Below are 16,528 nucleotides of genomic sequence, written 5' to 3' on the forward strand. Positions count from 1 at the left end.
TTAGTGACCCGTTTCCCTCCCGTCCCGCGCCTTGTTGAGTAGATAACTTTTTGTGGGAGCGCGACATGGCCTTTTTCTTTGGAAATAATTCAAACAACATCTTTAATGGCACCAACGGGTTTGACCTCGTTTTCGGACGTGGGGGCGATGATACAATTTTCGGCTTTGGCGGCGTTGATTTAATCTTTGCGGGTAGTGGTAATGATTACGTCGATGGGGGCGATGGAAATGATAGCCTTTACGGCGGCTCTGGTAACGATCAGTTATTTGGTGGGGCGGGCAATGATTTTCTAAGCGGACAAAATGGTGATGATATATTGGACGGAGGGCTAGGGTCTGATCGCCTCTACGGCGGCAACGGTATGGATAGCCTTTTAGGGGGGGCTGGCAATGACAGCCTTTACGGCGGACGCGATAGCGATGTTTTGGACGGCGGCGATGGCGCAGACGGCCTTTACGGTAACTCGGGTGACGATATTTTGGACGGCGGGGCAGGTAATGACCGTCTTTATGGTGGGTCGGGTGATGACATTTTGGACGGCGGCACAGGTGTTGATACATTACGCGGCGGTTCTGGACATGACAGCCTGACATTCACCTTAGCAGGCAGTGAGGACGGACGCAGCAGTTACCGCGGCGATAGCGGTATTGATACGCTGATTATAAATCTGACCGCTGCGGAGTATAGCGCGGCTGGCGTGATCGAAGACTTGATCGCCTATTTGGACTATATTGCTGCTAATACGCGGTCTAACGGCCAAGTCAGCAACCGTTATTTTAATCTTGATGCGCTCAACTTACGCGCGGGCGGCGTAGAGTTTGTCGAGATTTACGTCGACGGCGTGCTGACTGACCCAACAGCGGTCACGGCCGAGGATGACGCTTTCACAACAGATGAGGACAGCGCATTGAGCGCAGATGTAAGCAGCAATGACACGCCTACGGACGGTGTTACATTTACGCTTTTATCAACTGTTGAAAGCGGCACGCTTACTTTAAATCCTGACGGTACATTTAGCTTTGATCCAGACGGCGCGTTTGAAGCATTGGATATAGGTGATAGTGCGACTGAAACATTCACCTATGAAATTAGCAACGGCTTTACGACCGACACAGCGACCGTGACAATCACAATTCAGGGCCGTAATGACGCCCCTGTCGTCACAGCCATTACTGAAACAGTCAGTGAAGATGCGGGCGGATATAGCGTAAACCTTCTTGCATTTGCCAGTGATGTTGATGCTGGTGATGTGCTTTCAATTACGACCCTATCCCAAGTTAGCGGCCCAAGCGCGAGCGTATCTTTGGAAGACGGCGAGTTGTCGCTAGACTTGGCAGATTTCCAATATCTAGCCACGGGTGAAAGCGCAGAGGTCAGTTTTAGTTTTAACGTCACAGACGGCGATGCCTCAACGCCTAATACGATAACACTGACCATTACGGGCGAGAATGATGACCCCACTGTAGCCGGCGCATTGGACGAAACTGCGACCGAGGATGATGACGGTTTCACGTTAGATCTACTGAGCGGGGCGGACGATGTTGATGCCTCTGACGGGCTGACCATTGTTAATATATCTGTCAGTGGCGGTGACGCATCGGGCATAACAGTGGACGGTGATAGCTTGATTGTTGACCCAGCCGCCTATAATGACCTCGCGCTTGGGGAAAGCATAAGCCTGACCTATAGCTATGATATCATTGACGGAAACGGCGGCTCTGTCGCCCAAACTGCAACTATAGTCATTACGGGCGAGAATGATGCGCCTGTTGTTGAAGCCGCTATCGAATCTACCGCTTCTGAGGATGACTCTAGCTTTAGCGTTAATCTACTGGACGGGGCCTTTGATGTTGATGCCTCTGATGAGTTGGATGTCAGCGATCTGACACTCGTCTCAGGTGACGCGTCAGGTATCATAATCGATGGGGCCAGCCTTGATGTTAATCCATCCGTTTATGATTACCTCGCGGTCGGTGAGTTTATAATTATCACTTATAGCTATGACGTTATTGATGGTAACGGCGGGGCTGTTTCGCAAAGCGCGACGATTACCATCACGGGTGAAAATGACTCCCCAATTGTAGAGGCCGCGATTGATGAAAGCGCCTCGGAAGATGATGCCAACTTTAGTGTTAATCTTCTGGACGGTGCGTTTGATAACGACGCCTCAGATACATTATCGGTCAGCAACTTCATGCTTCAGTCGGGCGATGATCGCGGCGTCAGCTTGAACGGTAACCAGCTTGATGTCGATCCATCTGCTTATGATGACCTCTCTATAGGCGACGTTGTTACACTGATTTACAGCTTTGATATCACCGACAGTAACGGCGGCAGTGTGTCCCAAACGGCAACGATTACAATAACGGGCGAGAACGACGCGCCCACAGTTGAGGCCGCGGTTGACGCCATCGCATCCGAAGACGACGCTGGCTTTAGCGTTAATTTACTTGACGGTGCGTTTGATGTTGACGCCTCTGACAATCTGACGGTCATCAATTTAACTGTGGTTAGCGGCGATGATGCTGGTGTGTTGATTAATGGTGATAGCCTTGATGTTGACCCGTCCGCTTATGACTATCTGGCCGTGGGTGAAACCGCAGAGATCGCATATAGCTATGATATTATTGACGGCAACGGCGGCTCTGTGCCGCAAACGGCCACCATTACTATCACAGGTGAAAATGATACGCCCAGCGTAGCGTCAGAAGTTGCAGGCTTTGCTTTTGAAGATGACGGCATGGTCTCGCTGAACTTGCTTGACGGGGCGGCAGATATAGACGCCTCTGATATGTTATCTGTGGAGGGTTTGACACTGTTGATGGGCGACGCCTCTGGCGTGACCGTTAACGGTGATAGCCTTGATGTAGATTTGTCCGCTTACCAAAGCTTGGCGGCAGGCGATGTTGAAACCCTCATTTATAGCTACCTCGTCTCTGACGCAAACGGCGGCACTGTGCCGCAAACGGCGACATTAGTGATTGTCGGTGAAAATGACGCGCCAACAGTGACGGGCACGGTTACCGCCGATGTGGCCAGTGACGCTGAGCCCACTTTCATCGACCTATTGGACGGGGCGTCTGATATTGACATCGGGGATGAGCTTGAAGTCATTGATTTCGAGGTCGTCTCCGGTGACGATAGTGGTATTTTTGACGACGGTAATAGTGTCGAAATTGACCCTAGCGCCTATGACTATCTAGCCCCAGGTGAAACAGAAGTCATTGTGATTAGCTACACAATCATTGACGGTGCCGGTGGTGACGTCACTCAAAGTGCAACACTGACGATTACGGGCGCAGGCACAGCTAATAGCGCGCCAACGGTCACTGGACCCATCTTAAGCACAGCGTCAGAAGACGACGTGGCTTTCACAGTTGATTTGTTGGGCGGGGCGTCGGACGTCGACGGTGACACACTGAGCGTGGATAATTTCGGGCTTGTGTCTGGCGATGACAGCGGCGTGACGTTTAACGGCAATACCCTTGATGTTGACCCCAGTGTTTATTCTGACTTGCTGGCGGGCGAAAGCGTCGTGATTGTCTATCAATATGATATTATTGACGGTAATGGTGGATCGGTCACGCAAACTGTAACGCTCACGATTAACGGCCAAGGTGTCGATAATTCCGCCCCAACTGTTACGGGTGACATTACAGCGGGCGCAACGGAGGACGACGCAATCTTTACCGTTGATTTGCTCGAAGGAGCAACGGATGTTGATGGCGATACACTGAGCGTGACCAATTTCGGACTGGTTTCTGGTGATGATAGCGGCGTTAGCTTTAATGGTGAGACCTTGGATATTGACCCAAGTGTTTATAATTATCTGCCCATCGGTGCGATTGAGGAAATCGTTTTCCAATATATCATAGAGGACGGCCAAGGCGGCTCTGTTGTGCAGACGGCTACGATTATTATCACGGGTGAAAATGATGACCCAGAGGTCAGCGCGCTCGTTAATTCTGTGACAGAAGGTGACGGCATTTCAGATACAAGTGATGTGATGGGTAACCTCCTTGACACCGCTAGTGATATTGAAGGCGACATAATTTCTGTCGCGAGCGTTAACGGCGAGGCCAACGGTACTTTGGGCGCCATTGGTACTTACGGAACATTGGTATGGGATGCGGGTACGGGCGCCTATACTTACGCTCTTGATGACAGCAATCCGGCGATACAGGCTATGGCGGGCGGTGATAAGCTGACCGAGACTTTCACAGTCACTGTATCAGACGGAAATGGCGGCACAGCCAGCACTACCTTGACCATCACAATTAATGGCCGCGATGACGGTATCTTCACCGCGCAAGCCGATAATATTGATTTAAACAATGTTGCGGTGCTTTACGGCGAAGCTGGCTTTAACGGCAATATCCTCGACGCGCTGGGCGGTGATGACCGGGTGGTCTTATTTGACGGGGAACCGGGATTTGACGCCATTTTGGACGGCACGACATTTATGGGTGGTGATGGTGATGACACGATTTTACCGATTAATGATTTTATGAATGCAGACGGCGGCGACGGTGTTGATACGATTGATTTCAGCCAACTCGCTGATCAGGCAACGGGCGTGAGTGTTGATCTTGCGACGCAAACTGTATCGGGCGCAAGCGAGATGGGCTTGAGCGGGTTTGAAAACGTCGTCGGCACAGACGGTAATGACACGCTGACTGGGTCCATGGATGCCAATGTTATTCAGGCTGGGGCCGGTGATGACACGGTTATTGTTGCGGTGAACACTGACGGCTCGCTAGATCAGTTTGAAGGCGGAGACGGCAATGATACGCTTGATAATAACGGCAATGCTAATCTACGGCTTGGGTCTTTTACGGGCTTCGAGACGGTTAATTTGGGCGTCGCAGGGCGCTCTTTAATGGGCACTGACGAGGCAGAAATTGTTGACCTGTCGGGCATATTGTTCCGTGAGGCCAACACAACCCTTCTCGTTGATGCAGGGGCAGGCGATGATCAAATTATTGGTATCAGCACAGGGGCCATCGACCGTATTGGTTTCGGTGTCACCCGCGAGACCTATGACTTGGGCGCAGGCAATGATAGTTTCACAGGCTCTAACGCTGTTATCAACGAGGCTATTTTCGGCGGTTTGGGTGATGACACCATAAACGGCGGCGGCGGTATTGACCATATTTACGGCGGCGCAGGCGCGGACACTTTAATGGGTGGTGCAGGGAGTGATGATTTCTTTGTCGATTCTCTGAGCGATGACACGCAGACGGACATCTATCTTGGCGGCGACGGTGCAGACCGCGTGGTTAATACTGGCACAGCGAATCTGCGCCTTGATAGCTGGGATAACTCGGATAGTAACGGCACGGTCAGCGGGTCTGGCGTAGAGGATATTCGCCTTAACGGATTTGCTGTGGAAGGCTCATCCGGCGATGACAGCTATAATTTCATCAACACGCAGTTTGAACAAGTCAACGGCGTTACGCGCCTCGCCTTTGACGGCGGTGCAGGCAATGACACTGTTTTGGCCTCTGATATGGGATCGCTGAACACAATCGGATTTGGCGGATTTACGCGCTATAATTTGGGCGCAGGCAATGACAGCTTCACCGCACAAGGCAGCGTCAATGAGCACATCTACGGTGATGACGGCGATGATATAATTGACGCAGGTGATGGCAACGACCGTCTTTACGGCGGCGCTGGAGCGGACACTCTGATGGGAGGTGCTGGCAGTGATGATTTTTATGTCGATACAACGGATGATACGCAAACTGACACGTATCTCGGAGGGGACGGCACGGACCGCCTTATCAACACGGAAGAGGGCACATTACGTCTTGATAATTGGGATAATTCCGATCCGAATGTATCTGTGAACGGCGCAGGGGTTGAGCAAATTCGTGTCAACGGCTTCCATATCGAAGGCTCGGCAGGCGATGATTACTTTGACTTTGGTACCACGCAAATCGCGCAAGTCGATAGCATTACACGCCTCGCCCTTGATACGGGCGCAGGTAATGACACGGTTATCGGCTCATCTGCGGCGTCTCTCAATGTTATCGGCTTTGGCGGATTAACACGCTATAATCTGGGTTCTGGCGAGGACAGCTTTACGGCCAGGGGTGATATTGACGAGCATATTTACGGCGAAGATGGTGATGACATTATCGATGCAGGCGAAGGGAATGACCGCCTTATCGGTGGCGCTGGTTCTGACACGTTAATGGGCGGCGCAGGGAGTGACCAGTTCTATGTCGATAGCGCGACCGATAATACCGAAACAGACCTCTATCTGGGCGGTCTAGGCGATGACCGTATCGTCAATACGGGCGATGGCAATATCCGAATTGATAATTGGGACAGTTCCGACCCGGGTGGCTCAGCAAATGGTTCAGGTATTGAAGAAATTTATTTAAACGGGGCTGCCCTTGAGGGCTCGTCGGGGGACGATAGCTTTAACTTCGGGGCCACGCGTTTCAGAGAGGTTGATAACACGTCACGTCTGGTCGTTGATATGGGGGGCGGTAATGACACAGTCACCGGATCGTCAATAGCAGCGATTAATGTCAGCGGGTTTGGCACCTTTGTTATTTACGACCTCGGTGCGGGCAATGACACTTTTACAGGTGTTGGCGCTATCAGTGATCATGTTCGTAATGGCGCTGGTGATGATGTGGTCTTCACGGGTGACGGCACGGACACGCTTTTTGCGGGGCTTGGTGATGACCAGCTCTTTGGCGGCGCGGGCAATGATGATTTCATCATTCGCGTCGGCGACGAATACCTCAATGATCTTTTCATTGGCGGTGAAGGTAATTCTGATGATATTATCAACCAAACGGGTGGTGATCTCGTCTTCACTTCATATACAGGCGGGGCGCATGTCGAGGGCTCTTTGGTCAATGGCAACGGTATTGAAAACATACAGTTGGCGATACAAGGTATCAGCGGTACAGATAGTGCGGATAGCTTCGATTTAAGCTATGTGCGCATATCTGGGGCTGATATTTCTCGGACCGATGCGGAAACCAATGCGCTGATAAATATGGGCGCAGGCGATGACGTTGTTATCGGCGCAGAGCTTGCCATCATAGGCTCTAATGGTTTTGGCTTTAATGGAACTTATAATCTCGGTGCGGGTAATGATGTCTTCACCAGCACCTCGAACTTAGTTGACATTATCTTTGACGGCGCGGGAGATGATTTTGTTTCGACAGGTGCCGGCGGCGACATTTACGTCGGCGGCAGCGGAAATGACGTCGTCGATCTTGGCGATGGTAACGATACTGTTAGCGTACGTCATCAAACAGAATTCGGCTTTGATACATTAACAGGCGGCACGGGGACTGACCTAATCGATAATGTATCAGGAGGCGATTTTGCGATTGGCGGCCTGGCCACGGGTTCAGGATTTGAAAGAGTCAATTCAGATGGGTTCACGATGATGGGAACAAGCGGTGACGATGTCTTTGATTTGACGGGTGTTCGTTTTTGGGAACTGACGAACGGTCAAACCATTCTTTCTACAGGAGATGGCAATGACACTGTCATCGCGAGTAATTTGAGCGGAATCGCGACAAACGGATTCGGTACATCCCAAGTCGCTTATGATCTTGGCGCGGGAGATGACATTTATTTTGATAGTGGCAATCCCGATGCAAATGTGATTGCAGGCGGCACTGGGAATGATACTTTCGTATTTAACGACGGCTGGGGTGACGATGTAATTACCGATTTTGATGCGCTTTCCGATTTTGAAATCATCGATTTCTCAGCCGTTTCTAACATCGATGATTTTGCAGACCTGCTGGCAAATCACATGGTTCAAGTCGGCACGGATGTTGTTATTACTGACGGCGGACAGACGCTCACGCTAACGGACGTGACGCTTACGGATCTGGACGCGAACGACTTCCTCTTTTGATATGGGTGTCTTGGTCTAGGCCAAGCGCCCCAATTCCCACCGTTCACAACATTTCAAAGCAAAGAGGACAATTTTCAGTAATTGTAGGGCAATGAAGGTTTTCACAGGAAAACTGGCGCACCGAGGACGCAAGTATAAAAGACCAATAAACCTTAAACAACAACATGTTAGCAGGTTGTCAAATAAGATTTGTAGCACATATTGAGTGCGTTTTGTAGCACAGTGGAGTTTGACAAATTGAGGGACTTTTCATGTGTAGACATCAAGCTTATGATAGCTGAAGCGGCAAACTGGACCTCGGAAAAGTTTTGGGGTTTTACCTCGATGTCCTCTCTAATAATTCCACATCGTCCCGTCTTCTAATCTCACAATGGGATGATAGCGGCGATCAAAGCTGTATCTTTTGGCTTCTGTTTCATCAAAATCTACGCCGAGGCCCGGCGTGTCGCTGACATAGAACATTCCATTTTCCATAGAATGCTGTGATGGAAATAAAGCGCCACATTCTTTTGTGCCGAGCACGAGATATTCTTGGATGCCAAAATTTGGGGCCCAAGCGTTGAGGTGGGCCTGAGCCGCCATTGAAATTGGCGAGTGACTTGGCGCTCCGTGAAAACCGGTTCTGACATTATGGAGCGCCGCTAATTCAACAATCCGTTTCACATGGGTAATGCCGCCTGCATAGGTCGCGGAGACCCGAATAAAGTCGATCCATTCTTCTTCAATCATGGTCTTGCAATCCCATATGGAATTAAAGACTTCGCCAATCGCAATCGGCACTGTTGTGTGATGCCTTATAAGTTTTAGCGCGGATTGGTCGTCGGCGGGGGTTGGATCCTCCATCCAAAAGAGATTGTATTTCTCGATTTCTTTACCAAAGGCCGCGGCCTCTCTGGGGCGTAGGCGGTGATGAACGTCGTGCAAGATTTTCAAATCAGCGCCAAAGCGTTCTCGAATTCTCTCAAAAACAATTGGCATATATTTCAGATATTTTTCCGAATCCCAGATCTCTTCATCTGGCATAAGCCCAAAATCGGTAATGTAATGTTTGGCGTCTTCCCCTTTTTTTGCGATAGCGTATCCGCCTTCTGGCATATCTGGAATGCCGCATTGCACGCGGACAGCCTTATACCCCTTTGACTGATAATGCGCGATTGTATCAAGCAGAGCGTCTAAATTAGCACCCGTCGCGTGGGCATAGACCAATGCGCCGTCACGGCTTTTGCCGCCAAATAATTGGTAGACGGGTAGCCCTGCGATTTTTCCTTTAATATCCCACAGAGCCATGTCAATTGCGCCTATCGCGGCCATCGTGACAGGCCCGCGCCGAAAGTAAGCGCCTCTGTAAAAATACTGCCAAATGTCTTCGCTATTGCGCGGGTCCATTCCGATCAGGCAGGGAATGAGGTAATCTTTCAGATAAGCGGCGGGCAGAGTTTCGCGCGTGTTCAGCGTGGCATCGCCCACACCATATATCCCAGCATCCGTCATTATTTTCAGCGTGACGTAATTCTTGCCAGGTCCACCGACGAAAACTTCAGCACTTGTAATTTTCATGTCACTGCTCCACTCTGGACCAAAGCACCATACCAATAATGCATACCAATACAAATAGGGATTCAGTCTTGCGGGAACAAAATGATTAAATCACCCAGAGTTTTAATTCACGGCACTGGCTTTGCCGGGCAAGGTCATGCCGAAGCGTTCTGCTATGCGGGTGCAGAAGTTGTCGGTATTGTCGGACGTACCGATAGCGTGACGCGGCAAGTCGCAAAAGATATGAACATAGCTTATGCGGGCACAGATTGGGCGCAGGCACTAAGCGATTGCAAGCCTGACATTGTCTCTATCGCAACGCCTGGCGGGGCCCATTATGAAGCCATCAAATTGGCTATTGCACACGGTTGCCACATTTTCTGTGATAAGCCGATGACAACAGACGGCGAGAGCGCTGAGGAACTGTATCATTTAGCCGAAGCTAAAAACGTAAAAACCGCCTATGCTGCCAGCTTCAGATATATGCCGCATGTTCTATTCGCCAAGCGTCTTGTCGCTGAAGGCGCTATCGGAGAGCCGCAAGAAGTAGAATGTATTTCCCATTTCAGCCTCGAAAAAGAAATTCCTTTTGGATGGTCTCACCGCAAAGAGGAGGGCGGCGGCCGACTCAATAACAATTTTACTCATAAACTCTCTATCGTCACCTCCGTTGTGGGCGAGAAGATTTTAGCCATTAGCGGCGAAGTGCGCGATGATCTCCGTGAAGCCCCGATTGTTAAAGGCGTGCATAATTTTAAAACGCGCCGCGACCATATTCCCGATGACCTTAATGACCCCGACCTTGAATGGGGCGAGTCAAATGTTGAATGGAGCTATTGTGTTCTGGCTAAGCTAAAAAGCCCGTTTGGGCCGCGCCCTGTCTCTGTCTTATTCAAACATGGCGGGCTGCACCCACGTTTCAAAGAAGACCATATCGTCTTTTACGGCAGCAAAGGCGCACTCTATATTGCGGGTCATTATGGCAGCGGGCCGCTCTTTCATTACGGCGAGGATAAGCAATGGATGGAACTGCCTCTGCCCGAAGATATTGCGGCAAATATTCCGAATGTTGACGGCGATACCGAGCGAAATTGGCGTTATCTCATAAGCGAATTTGTCAAAGATGTTCGCGGCGATGATGTGCCCCCGTATCAAACTTTCAAAGAGGGTAGCCTTTATCAGCGCTTGATTGATATTATTCGTAAAAACGATAGATGGGTTGATGTCTCTGATCTGCAAAACCCAGACGCCCGATGAATTATGATTACCTCGTCATAGCGGGTTATTTCGCCTTAATCATGGGTATTGGCATTGCCTTTAAAAACATGGCCGCTAAATCGACAAGCGACTATTTTCGCGGCGGCGGCCGCATGCTGTGGTGGATGGTCGGTTCTACTGCCTTCATGATGCAATTCTCTGCGTGGACATTTACAGGGGCAGCGGGCAAAGCATTTACAGATGGGTTTGCGGTCAGCCTCGTGTTTTTCGCCAATGCCTTTTCTTACTTTTGCGGATGGGCATATTTTGCGCATCGCTTTCGCCAAATGCGAGTAGACACGCCGACACAGGCCATCGGGCGGCGTTTTGGTAGTGGCAATGAGCTATTTTTTTCCTGCGCCTTAATCGTGTTTACAATTCTCAATGCGGGCATTTGGCTCAACGCCCTAGGCGTGTTCTCAAGTGCCGTTTTTGAGGCTGATATCAACTTGACCATAATTTTCATTGGGCTTGCAGTGGTCTTTATCTCGGTGCTTGCGGGCGCGTGGGGCGTTGTCGCTTCTGACTTTGTGCAAACCTTGACGGTCGCTGTGGTCTCTGTGGCGTGTGCAGTCGTGGCACTGGTGAAAGTGGGCGGCCCTGTCAAGCTCGTGCAGGACTTCCCCGTCGATTTTGTCATGGGACCAGATATGAATTATGGGCTGTTACTTGTTGGCACATTTGTGTTCTTTCTCTGCAAGCAGCTCATCACCATTATGAATATGCATGACGCTTTTCGCTTTCTAAACGCTAAGGATTCCATCAATGCGCGAAAAGCGGCCCTTCTCGCCATGTGCCTCATGGCCGTAGGAAGTGTCATCTGGTTCATTCCGCCTTGGGCATCGGCCATTTTTTATCCTGACGCGGCGGCGGCTTATCCAGAGCTCGGCAATAAAGCGGCTGATGCGGTTTATCTGGTGTTTGCGCGCAACGCTATGCCAGTCGGGACTGTTGGCCTGCTTCTGGCGGGATTATTCGCGGCGACTATGTCGTCTATGGATTCTGCGCTTAATAAAAACTCGGGTATTTTCGTACGCAGTATTTATCAGCCCTATTTGGAAAAAAGGCACAAAGCCGTCAGCGATAAATCCCTACTTGATATGAGCCGTCTTCTAAGCCTAGTCAGCGGTGTTTTGGTGATTGCCTTGGCGCTTTATTTCAAGTCCCTCAAGGAGCTGAGCCTGTTTGATTTGATGATGTCGCTTTCCGCCATGATTCAAGTGCCCATTCTCATTCCGCTAATTCTGGGTTTGCTTGTAAAAAGAACGCCAAGCTGGGCACCATGGGTGACGGTTCTACTCGGCCTGTTCGTGTCATGGTTCATGCTCAATATCTTGACCCCGCAAGTTGCCGCTAATTGGATGGGACTTGATCCGTTTACTCGCCGCGAAGCCACTGACATGAATCTCATTCTGACCATTGGTGGGCAAGTGTTTATTACGGGCGGATTCTTCTGTTTGACTTCGCTGTTTTACAAAGAGACCTCGGATAAATACTTACCTCAAACCGAGCACTTCTTTGAAGACCTCGAAACGCCTGTAATTGCGGATTCTGAGCAAGACGAATATGATCAACAACAAAGATATAAGCTTGGCGTGATGGTGAGCTTTATGGGGGCTGGATTAACGCTCATGGTCTTTATTCCCAATCCGATATGGGGGCGCATTATCTTTTTGCTTTGCGGCGTTGTCATATTATTCATCGGGCTGTTGCTCAGGCGCAGCTCTGGAATAGAGCCCAATGCCATATAGTGGGAAGCCAAAATTATGCCTTTAAAAGTCACCCAGATTGTTTTGATAGCTATCCTAAGCCTTGCGGGATGCAAAACCCCTTCTAATAACAATGCGCCCGAAAGCACCAATATCGCTGAAAACAATGTGCGGCTCTCCCACGGCGTAGACACTTCGGCGGGCGGAGGGTCTGCCTATATTATCACAACCCCGTCTGCTGTCTATTATCTGGAAAAAGACGGCGGCGGCTTGTCCAGCATGCTCGATAAAGACGGTGTGGATTGGCTGGGGTTTCACAAGGCTCCTGGCTCGGCTCACAAAGGCGAGTATCGTGGTTTTCCCAATGCTGTTCACCGCCAAGACGGCAATTATTTCCACGCCATGAACGCAGGGACCGACCCTTCAAGTTCCGTAGTTGACATTGAAACTGAAAACCATGTGGGAATTTTGTTTACGTCTGAAAATGGAAAGTGGGAAGGACGATATGATTTCTACCCTGACCGTCTTGATTTTACGATGAGTAAGGTAAGCCCAGGCTATAAATATTGGGTGCAATATGAAGGTGTTCCTGGCGGCGAGATGGATAGAACTGATTTCCGTTATTCTTCAGCGGACTCTGAAAAACACCCCATAGACAAAGAATTCATCGGTGATTTACCTGCGCCTGAATGGATGGCGTTTGGCGATGAGCGCTGGCCGCGCATGATTTATATGGTGCAACACGATGATGATGATCTGCCCAATGATTATGTCAGCAGACCTGATATGACGGTTTTAGGCTTTGGCCGAAGAAACAAAGACAAATTTTTTACGACGTCTCAAACCTTCTCTATCGGGTTTGTGGAAACAACAAATTACGAAGAGGCGTCAACAACCATTGAGGCGGTTACGAAATAGATATGGGGTTTACCTAAAATATTGACTTCACCTCAGCAAACATGCGGATCAAGCCTCTCAATTAACGCCGGCTTTTGGGATTAATGCGACTTCAGCTTAGGGGGCAAAGAACACATAACCTTATACTGGTATCCGATGTTTTTTAACTGTGTTAGAACGTGTTGTGATTGATTTTGGAAAAGTTATTTTCTTATTGAGCTGTGTTTCGATGGCGGCCTGTGAAACGTCTTTAAATACAGATTCCGCACCTATGGATTCAACGCCCGTTGGTGGTTTTGGATGGTACTATAATCTGAGCCCCATCAATCTCACTGCAAGGCCCGATCCAGAAGAAATAACGATTTGGCATGGGCAGCAAGGTTCGACCTCCTACTCAACTGAAGCTGAGTGTATATCAAGGGGTGAAAAATCACGTTTATATATAGGCTACGCTTGGAACTATAAGATTGAATGCCGCGAACAAGCACATCCGTCTCTGATCCCGATAAATGTGATAGATACTGACGATCTTGAAATCGTTGAAGACAAGTAAGATCGCTTAGTATCTGCATTTAGTTTTTATGTCCGCAATGAGGATTATTGTCATTTCAGCTTGGGGGCAAACCGGACTATAGAAACAATCTAGTTTACGACTTTCTTCTGCGTAAAGCAGACATTAGCTGAGAGGCCTAACACGCTTAAAGAAGGTCTTGAGGTTACGATTGTATTTCGCTCCATTTAGATGGCTCAAAAAATGAAATTTTCTCTCATAGCGATCATTAGATTACGCCTTGAAACAACGCAGGACTTAAGTCTCAGTTCAGAGTGTTATAGAATAAACATGTGCAGGTTCTTTTGTTCAAAATCCAAAACACCGTACACATATGTATATATTTGCTCTCGCCGCAATATATCGGAACAAGCAGAAATTTTATAAGACGATTCGGATTTCAATCCTTGAGTAAGATGGGTTTTGGAAAATTGCTTTTGAAATACATAACATAAAACCTTGCCATTTTTGACCTCACTAGCTCTGTGCTTTGAGGCGAGATTGAACAACCAGGTAAAATCATTGACGTTTTTGTTGAGGTTATCTTTTGCGGTGATTGGTTCTGGCGTATTATACCAAACTCTTGCGTTCGGTTCGTATTTCCCCGTAATTATCTGGCGTTCAAAATGCAAATTCGCGGAGTGCCAAAGGGTTGGATTCTGTACCTGAGCAAGATAGTTTTCCCATTGTGTATCAGAGAAGTTCACTTTCGCACTGATACTTTTTATTTGCACACTGCTGGCTTTACCGATTAACTTCACGTTCGAAAACTGGATGTCATCGGGCAATAAAAAATGTTGTCGTAAATTAGTCTCCATTACCTTGCGGTCGCTTGGGCGATAGAGAATGTTCGCGGCGATGAAAACGCAAACTGCGATAAATAAAAGCCCCCAGTCCCGTGCCTTGTACTTCATATTTATTGCTTTCAAGGTGTTGATTTCAGGACCGCACCTAGTCAAAAAATTAATGCTACACTAGATGTCTTAAATTCTACCTATCAATTGATGCCCGTGGATTGAGAGTGCGAATGCAACTATGAGCAGGGCCGTTCTAAGCCAATGCCAGCTTGCCCACTGGCTTAGTTCCCCTGCGAGTTCCTTATCTTTCAGGCTGCGGTCGGCAAAACTCTGATTGGCTTTTTTGAAATAGGCAAAGAAAATTATAAGCGCAGTGACACACAGTCCGGCGGTTATATTCCATGCAAAATTTTCTGCACGGTTCAGGGCTGCGGCGGCGACTGAAAGAGCAACTGCGGACGTTGTTAAGGGTGCAAAATAACGAAATAGACTTGGTCCCATGGAGCCATGAAGCCTGAAAAAATCAGCAGGGTCCATTCGACGCCAGAACGGCACTAATATCATGGCCTCCGTCAAGAGGCTTCCGGCATATAACCCCACGATTGAGGTCGATAAAACATTCAAAATAACAAGCATTCTATTGCTCCTCGACACGCATTTGCGCAGGTGTCCAGATATTTGTGATACATATGGGGCCTAAGCATCCTTTGACTTTCAACGTGCCATCTTTTTGCAAGCGCATTGAGGATGCATAGGTTTTTCCATATTCAGGATTGTAGATGTGTCCGCTGCGCCAACCCTTCAGTCCGCGCGCATAGCCCCAGACTATGGGAACGCCGATCAGGGGGCGCCCACGTTGTTCGTTATCGGCATTGCGTATGTCATGCTGAGATTCAGTGGATATCGGATCAACCCAAACCAAGGCGCCGCATGGTGTTCCATCCCCGCAATCAGTGACTTCAATATGAGCATCTTTAGCTTGGGTAAGCCAAAGTCCATAAACATCGAATGTGTCTGCACTGGCAGAGGTGGGTAACGCCAACAGTGCAAGACTAGCCAACATCTTTCGCATCATTCCCTCCTATTTAATATACATGTATATTTTATTGCTAAAACAAAGTCAATCAAGTAATATCTAAATATGGAAGATATAAATTTAGAGAAAAAAATTGCGCCGGGGCGCCCCCTTGTGTCGGACTTAAAGCGCGCGCGCATGAGGCGCGAAATCGCGGATATTGCAAAAAGGCTGTTTCAGGAAGACGGTTACGCCAAGATTTCTATTCGTCGCATCGCGAGCGAAATGGGGTGCTCTCCCATGACGCTTTACAAATACTACCCTGCAAAAATAGACATTCTCCGTACGCTTTGGGCTGATGTCTTTAGCGACCTCTTTGATCAATTGGAGGCCTTGCCACAGGCAAGTGAGAGTCTACTTTGTGATTTAGGCGCGGCATATGTGCGGTATTGGTTAAATCATACGGAGTATTACAGACTTGTTTTCATTTCCGACGGCGTTACGCAATCGGATGTCAGCATCTTTCTAGACAGCCCAGCGCTTGTGCAACGCTTCAGCATATTTGGCCGAGCCCTAACGTCCTACAGCCCTGAGAACATACACTCCGATAAATTGAAACTGAAGCTCGACGCGTACATGTGTTTTTTAAATGGCATCACTCACAACCTAATCACTATAAGTGGCTATCAATGGTCTGACCCTGACAGATTGGTCTCATTGGCAGTCAGTGCAGTTACAGATTAAACTGGAGTAGGTCGCTGGGCCAGGTCGTCGGGATTTAGCTGACCGAGAGCGTTTTAAAATCGCTTGCGGGTTCAAGTAAAACACTAGCAATTTTAGCATGATCCTCAATGCGGACATTGCGA

10 protein-coding genes are annotated in these 16,528 nt (G+C 48.9%); 6 read left to right on the forward strand and 4 right to left on the reverse strand.

Translation table 11 applies throughout. The features are described from left to right. Positions 1-65 precede the first annotated feature (65 nt). Entirely contained in the window at positions 66-7,901 is a 7,836-nt protein-coding gene (locus AB6B37_RS15045; protein WP_371396666.1) for a cadherin-like domain-containing protein, read from the forward strand. Positions 7,902-8,234: 333 nt separating this feature from the next. On the opposite strand, the gene manD is transcribed toward AB6B37_RS15045, so the two are convergent. Beyond that, positions 8,235-9,458: a D-mannonate dehydratase ManD gene (gene manD, locus AB6B37_RS15050; protein WP_371396667.1), complete on the reverse strand. Its 1,224-nt coding sequence runs from the start codon at positions 9,456-9,458 to the stop codon at positions 8,235-8,237. Between the two features lie 81 nt (positions 9,459-9,539). On the opposite strand from manD, the gene AB6B37_RS15055 reads away from it, so the two are divergent. The 4 genes from AB6B37_RS15055 to AB6B37_RS15070 all read left to right on the forward strand — a co-directional run bounded on the left by AB6B37_RS15055 (position 9,540) and on the right by AB6B37_RS15070 (position 13,853). Then, the gene (locus tag AB6B37_RS15055; RefSeq protein ID WP_371396668.1) at positions 9,540-10,694 is read left to right on the forward strand and encodes a Gfo/Idh/MocA family protein; all 1,155 of its coding nucleotides are present in this window, start codon (positions 9,540-9,542) and stop codon (positions 10,692-10,694) included. Then, positions 10,691-12,445, forward strand: a complete 1,755-nt coding sequence (locus AB6B37_RS15060; RefSeq protein ID WP_371396669.1) for a transporter — start codon at positions 10,691-10,693, stop codon at positions 12,443-12,445. The genes AB6B37_RS15055 and AB6B37_RS15060 overlap by 4 nt, the downstream gene beginning before the upstream one ends. 15 nt (positions 12,446-12,460) lie before the next feature. Next, positions 12,461-13,321 carry a hypothetical protein gene (locus tag AB6B37_RS15065; protein ID WP_371396670.1) on the forward strand — a complete coding sequence of 287 codons (861 nt, stop codon included), beginning with the start codon at positions 12,461-12,463 and terminating at the stop codon, positions 13,319-13,321. Positions 13,322-13,484: 163 nt separating this feature from the next. Further along, positions 13,485-13,853 carry a hypothetical protein gene (locus AB6B37_RS15070; protein WP_371396671.1) on the forward strand — a complete coding sequence of 123 codons (369 nt, stop codon included), beginning with the start codon at positions 13,485-13,487 and terminating at the stop codon, positions 13,851-13,853. A gap of 275 nt (positions 13,854-14,128) precedes the next feature. Here the strand turns inward: AB6B37_RS15070 and AB6B37_RS15075 are convergent, their stop codons facing one another. The 3 genes from AB6B37_RS15075 to AB6B37_RS15085 all read right to left on the reverse strand — a co-directional run bounded on the left by AB6B37_RS15075 (position 14,129) and on the right by AB6B37_RS15085 (position 15,722). Then, entirely contained in the window at positions 14,129-14,764 is a 636-nt protein-coding gene (locus tag AB6B37_RS15075) for a hypothetical protein (RefSeq protein ID WP_371396672.1), read from the reverse strand. Between the two features lie 69 nt (positions 14,765-14,833). Continuing rightward, positions 14,834-15,283 (reverse strand): hypothetical protein, encoded by a 450-nt coding sequence (locus AB6B37_RS15080; RefSeq protein ID WP_371396673.1) that lies wholly within the window; start codon positions 15,281-15,283, stop codon positions 14,834-14,836. Between the two features lies 1 nt (position 15,284). Beyond that, positions 15,285-15,722, reverse strand: a complete 438-nt coding sequence (locus AB6B37_RS15085; protein ID WP_371396674.1) for a DUF2147 domain-containing protein — start codon at positions 15,720-15,722, stop codon at positions 15,285-15,287. A 138-nt stretch (positions 15,723-15,860) separates the two neighbouring features. On the opposite strand from AB6B37_RS15085, the gene AB6B37_RS15090 reads away from it, so the two are divergent. Then, positions 15,861-16,406, forward strand: coding sequence for a TetR/AcrR family transcriptional regulator (locus AB6B37_RS15090; protein WP_371396675.1), 546 nt, complete (start codon positions 15,861-15,863; stop codon positions 16,404-16,406). Positions 16,407-16,528 lie beyond the last annotated feature (122 nt).

Source organism: Fretibacter rubidus, assembly GCF_041429785.1.
Taxonomy (GTDB): Bacteria; Pseudomonadota; Alphaproteobacteria; order Caulobacterales; family Maricaulaceae; genus Fretibacter; species Fretibacter rubidus.

Excerpts from the sequence above, each read along its gene's own strand:
- manD (WP_371396667.1), bottom strand. The coding sequence starts at position 9,458 with ATGAAAATTACAAGTGCTGAAGTTTTCGTCGGTGGACCTGGCAAGAAT.
- AB6B37_RS15080 (WP_371396673.1), bottom strand. The coding sequence starts at position 15,283 with ATGCTTGTTATTTTGAATGTTTTATCGACCTCAATCGTGGGGTTATAT.
- AB6B37_RS15060 (WP_371396669.1), top strand. The coding sequence starts at position 10,691 with ATGAATTATGATTACCTCGTCATAGCGGGTTATTTCGCCTTAATCATG.
- AB6B37_RS15085 (WP_371396674.1), bottom strand. The coding sequence starts at position 15,722 with ATGATGCGAAAGATGTTGGCTAGTCTTGCACTGTTGGCGTTACCCACC.
- AB6B37_RS15065 (WP_371396670.1), top strand. The coding sequence starts at position 12,461 with ATGCCTTTAAAAGTCACCCAGATTGTTTTGATAGCTATCCTAAGCCTT.
- AB6B37_RS15090 (WP_371396675.1), top strand. The coding sequence starts at position 15,861 with ATGAGGCGCGAAATCGCGGATATTGCAAAAAGGCTGTTTCAGGAAGAC.
- AB6B37_RS15045 (WP_371396666.1), top strand. The coding sequence starts at position 66 with ATGGCCTTTTTCTTTGGAAATAATTCAAACAACATCTTTAATGGCACC.
- AB6B37_RS15055 (WP_371396668.1), top strand. The coding sequence starts at position 9,540 with ATGATTAAATCACCCAGAGTTTTAATTCACGGCACTGGCTTTGCCGGG.
- AB6B37_RS15075 (WP_371396672.1), bottom strand. The coding sequence starts at position 14,764 with ATGAAGTACAAGGCACGGGACTGGGGGCTTTTATTTATCGCAGTTTGC.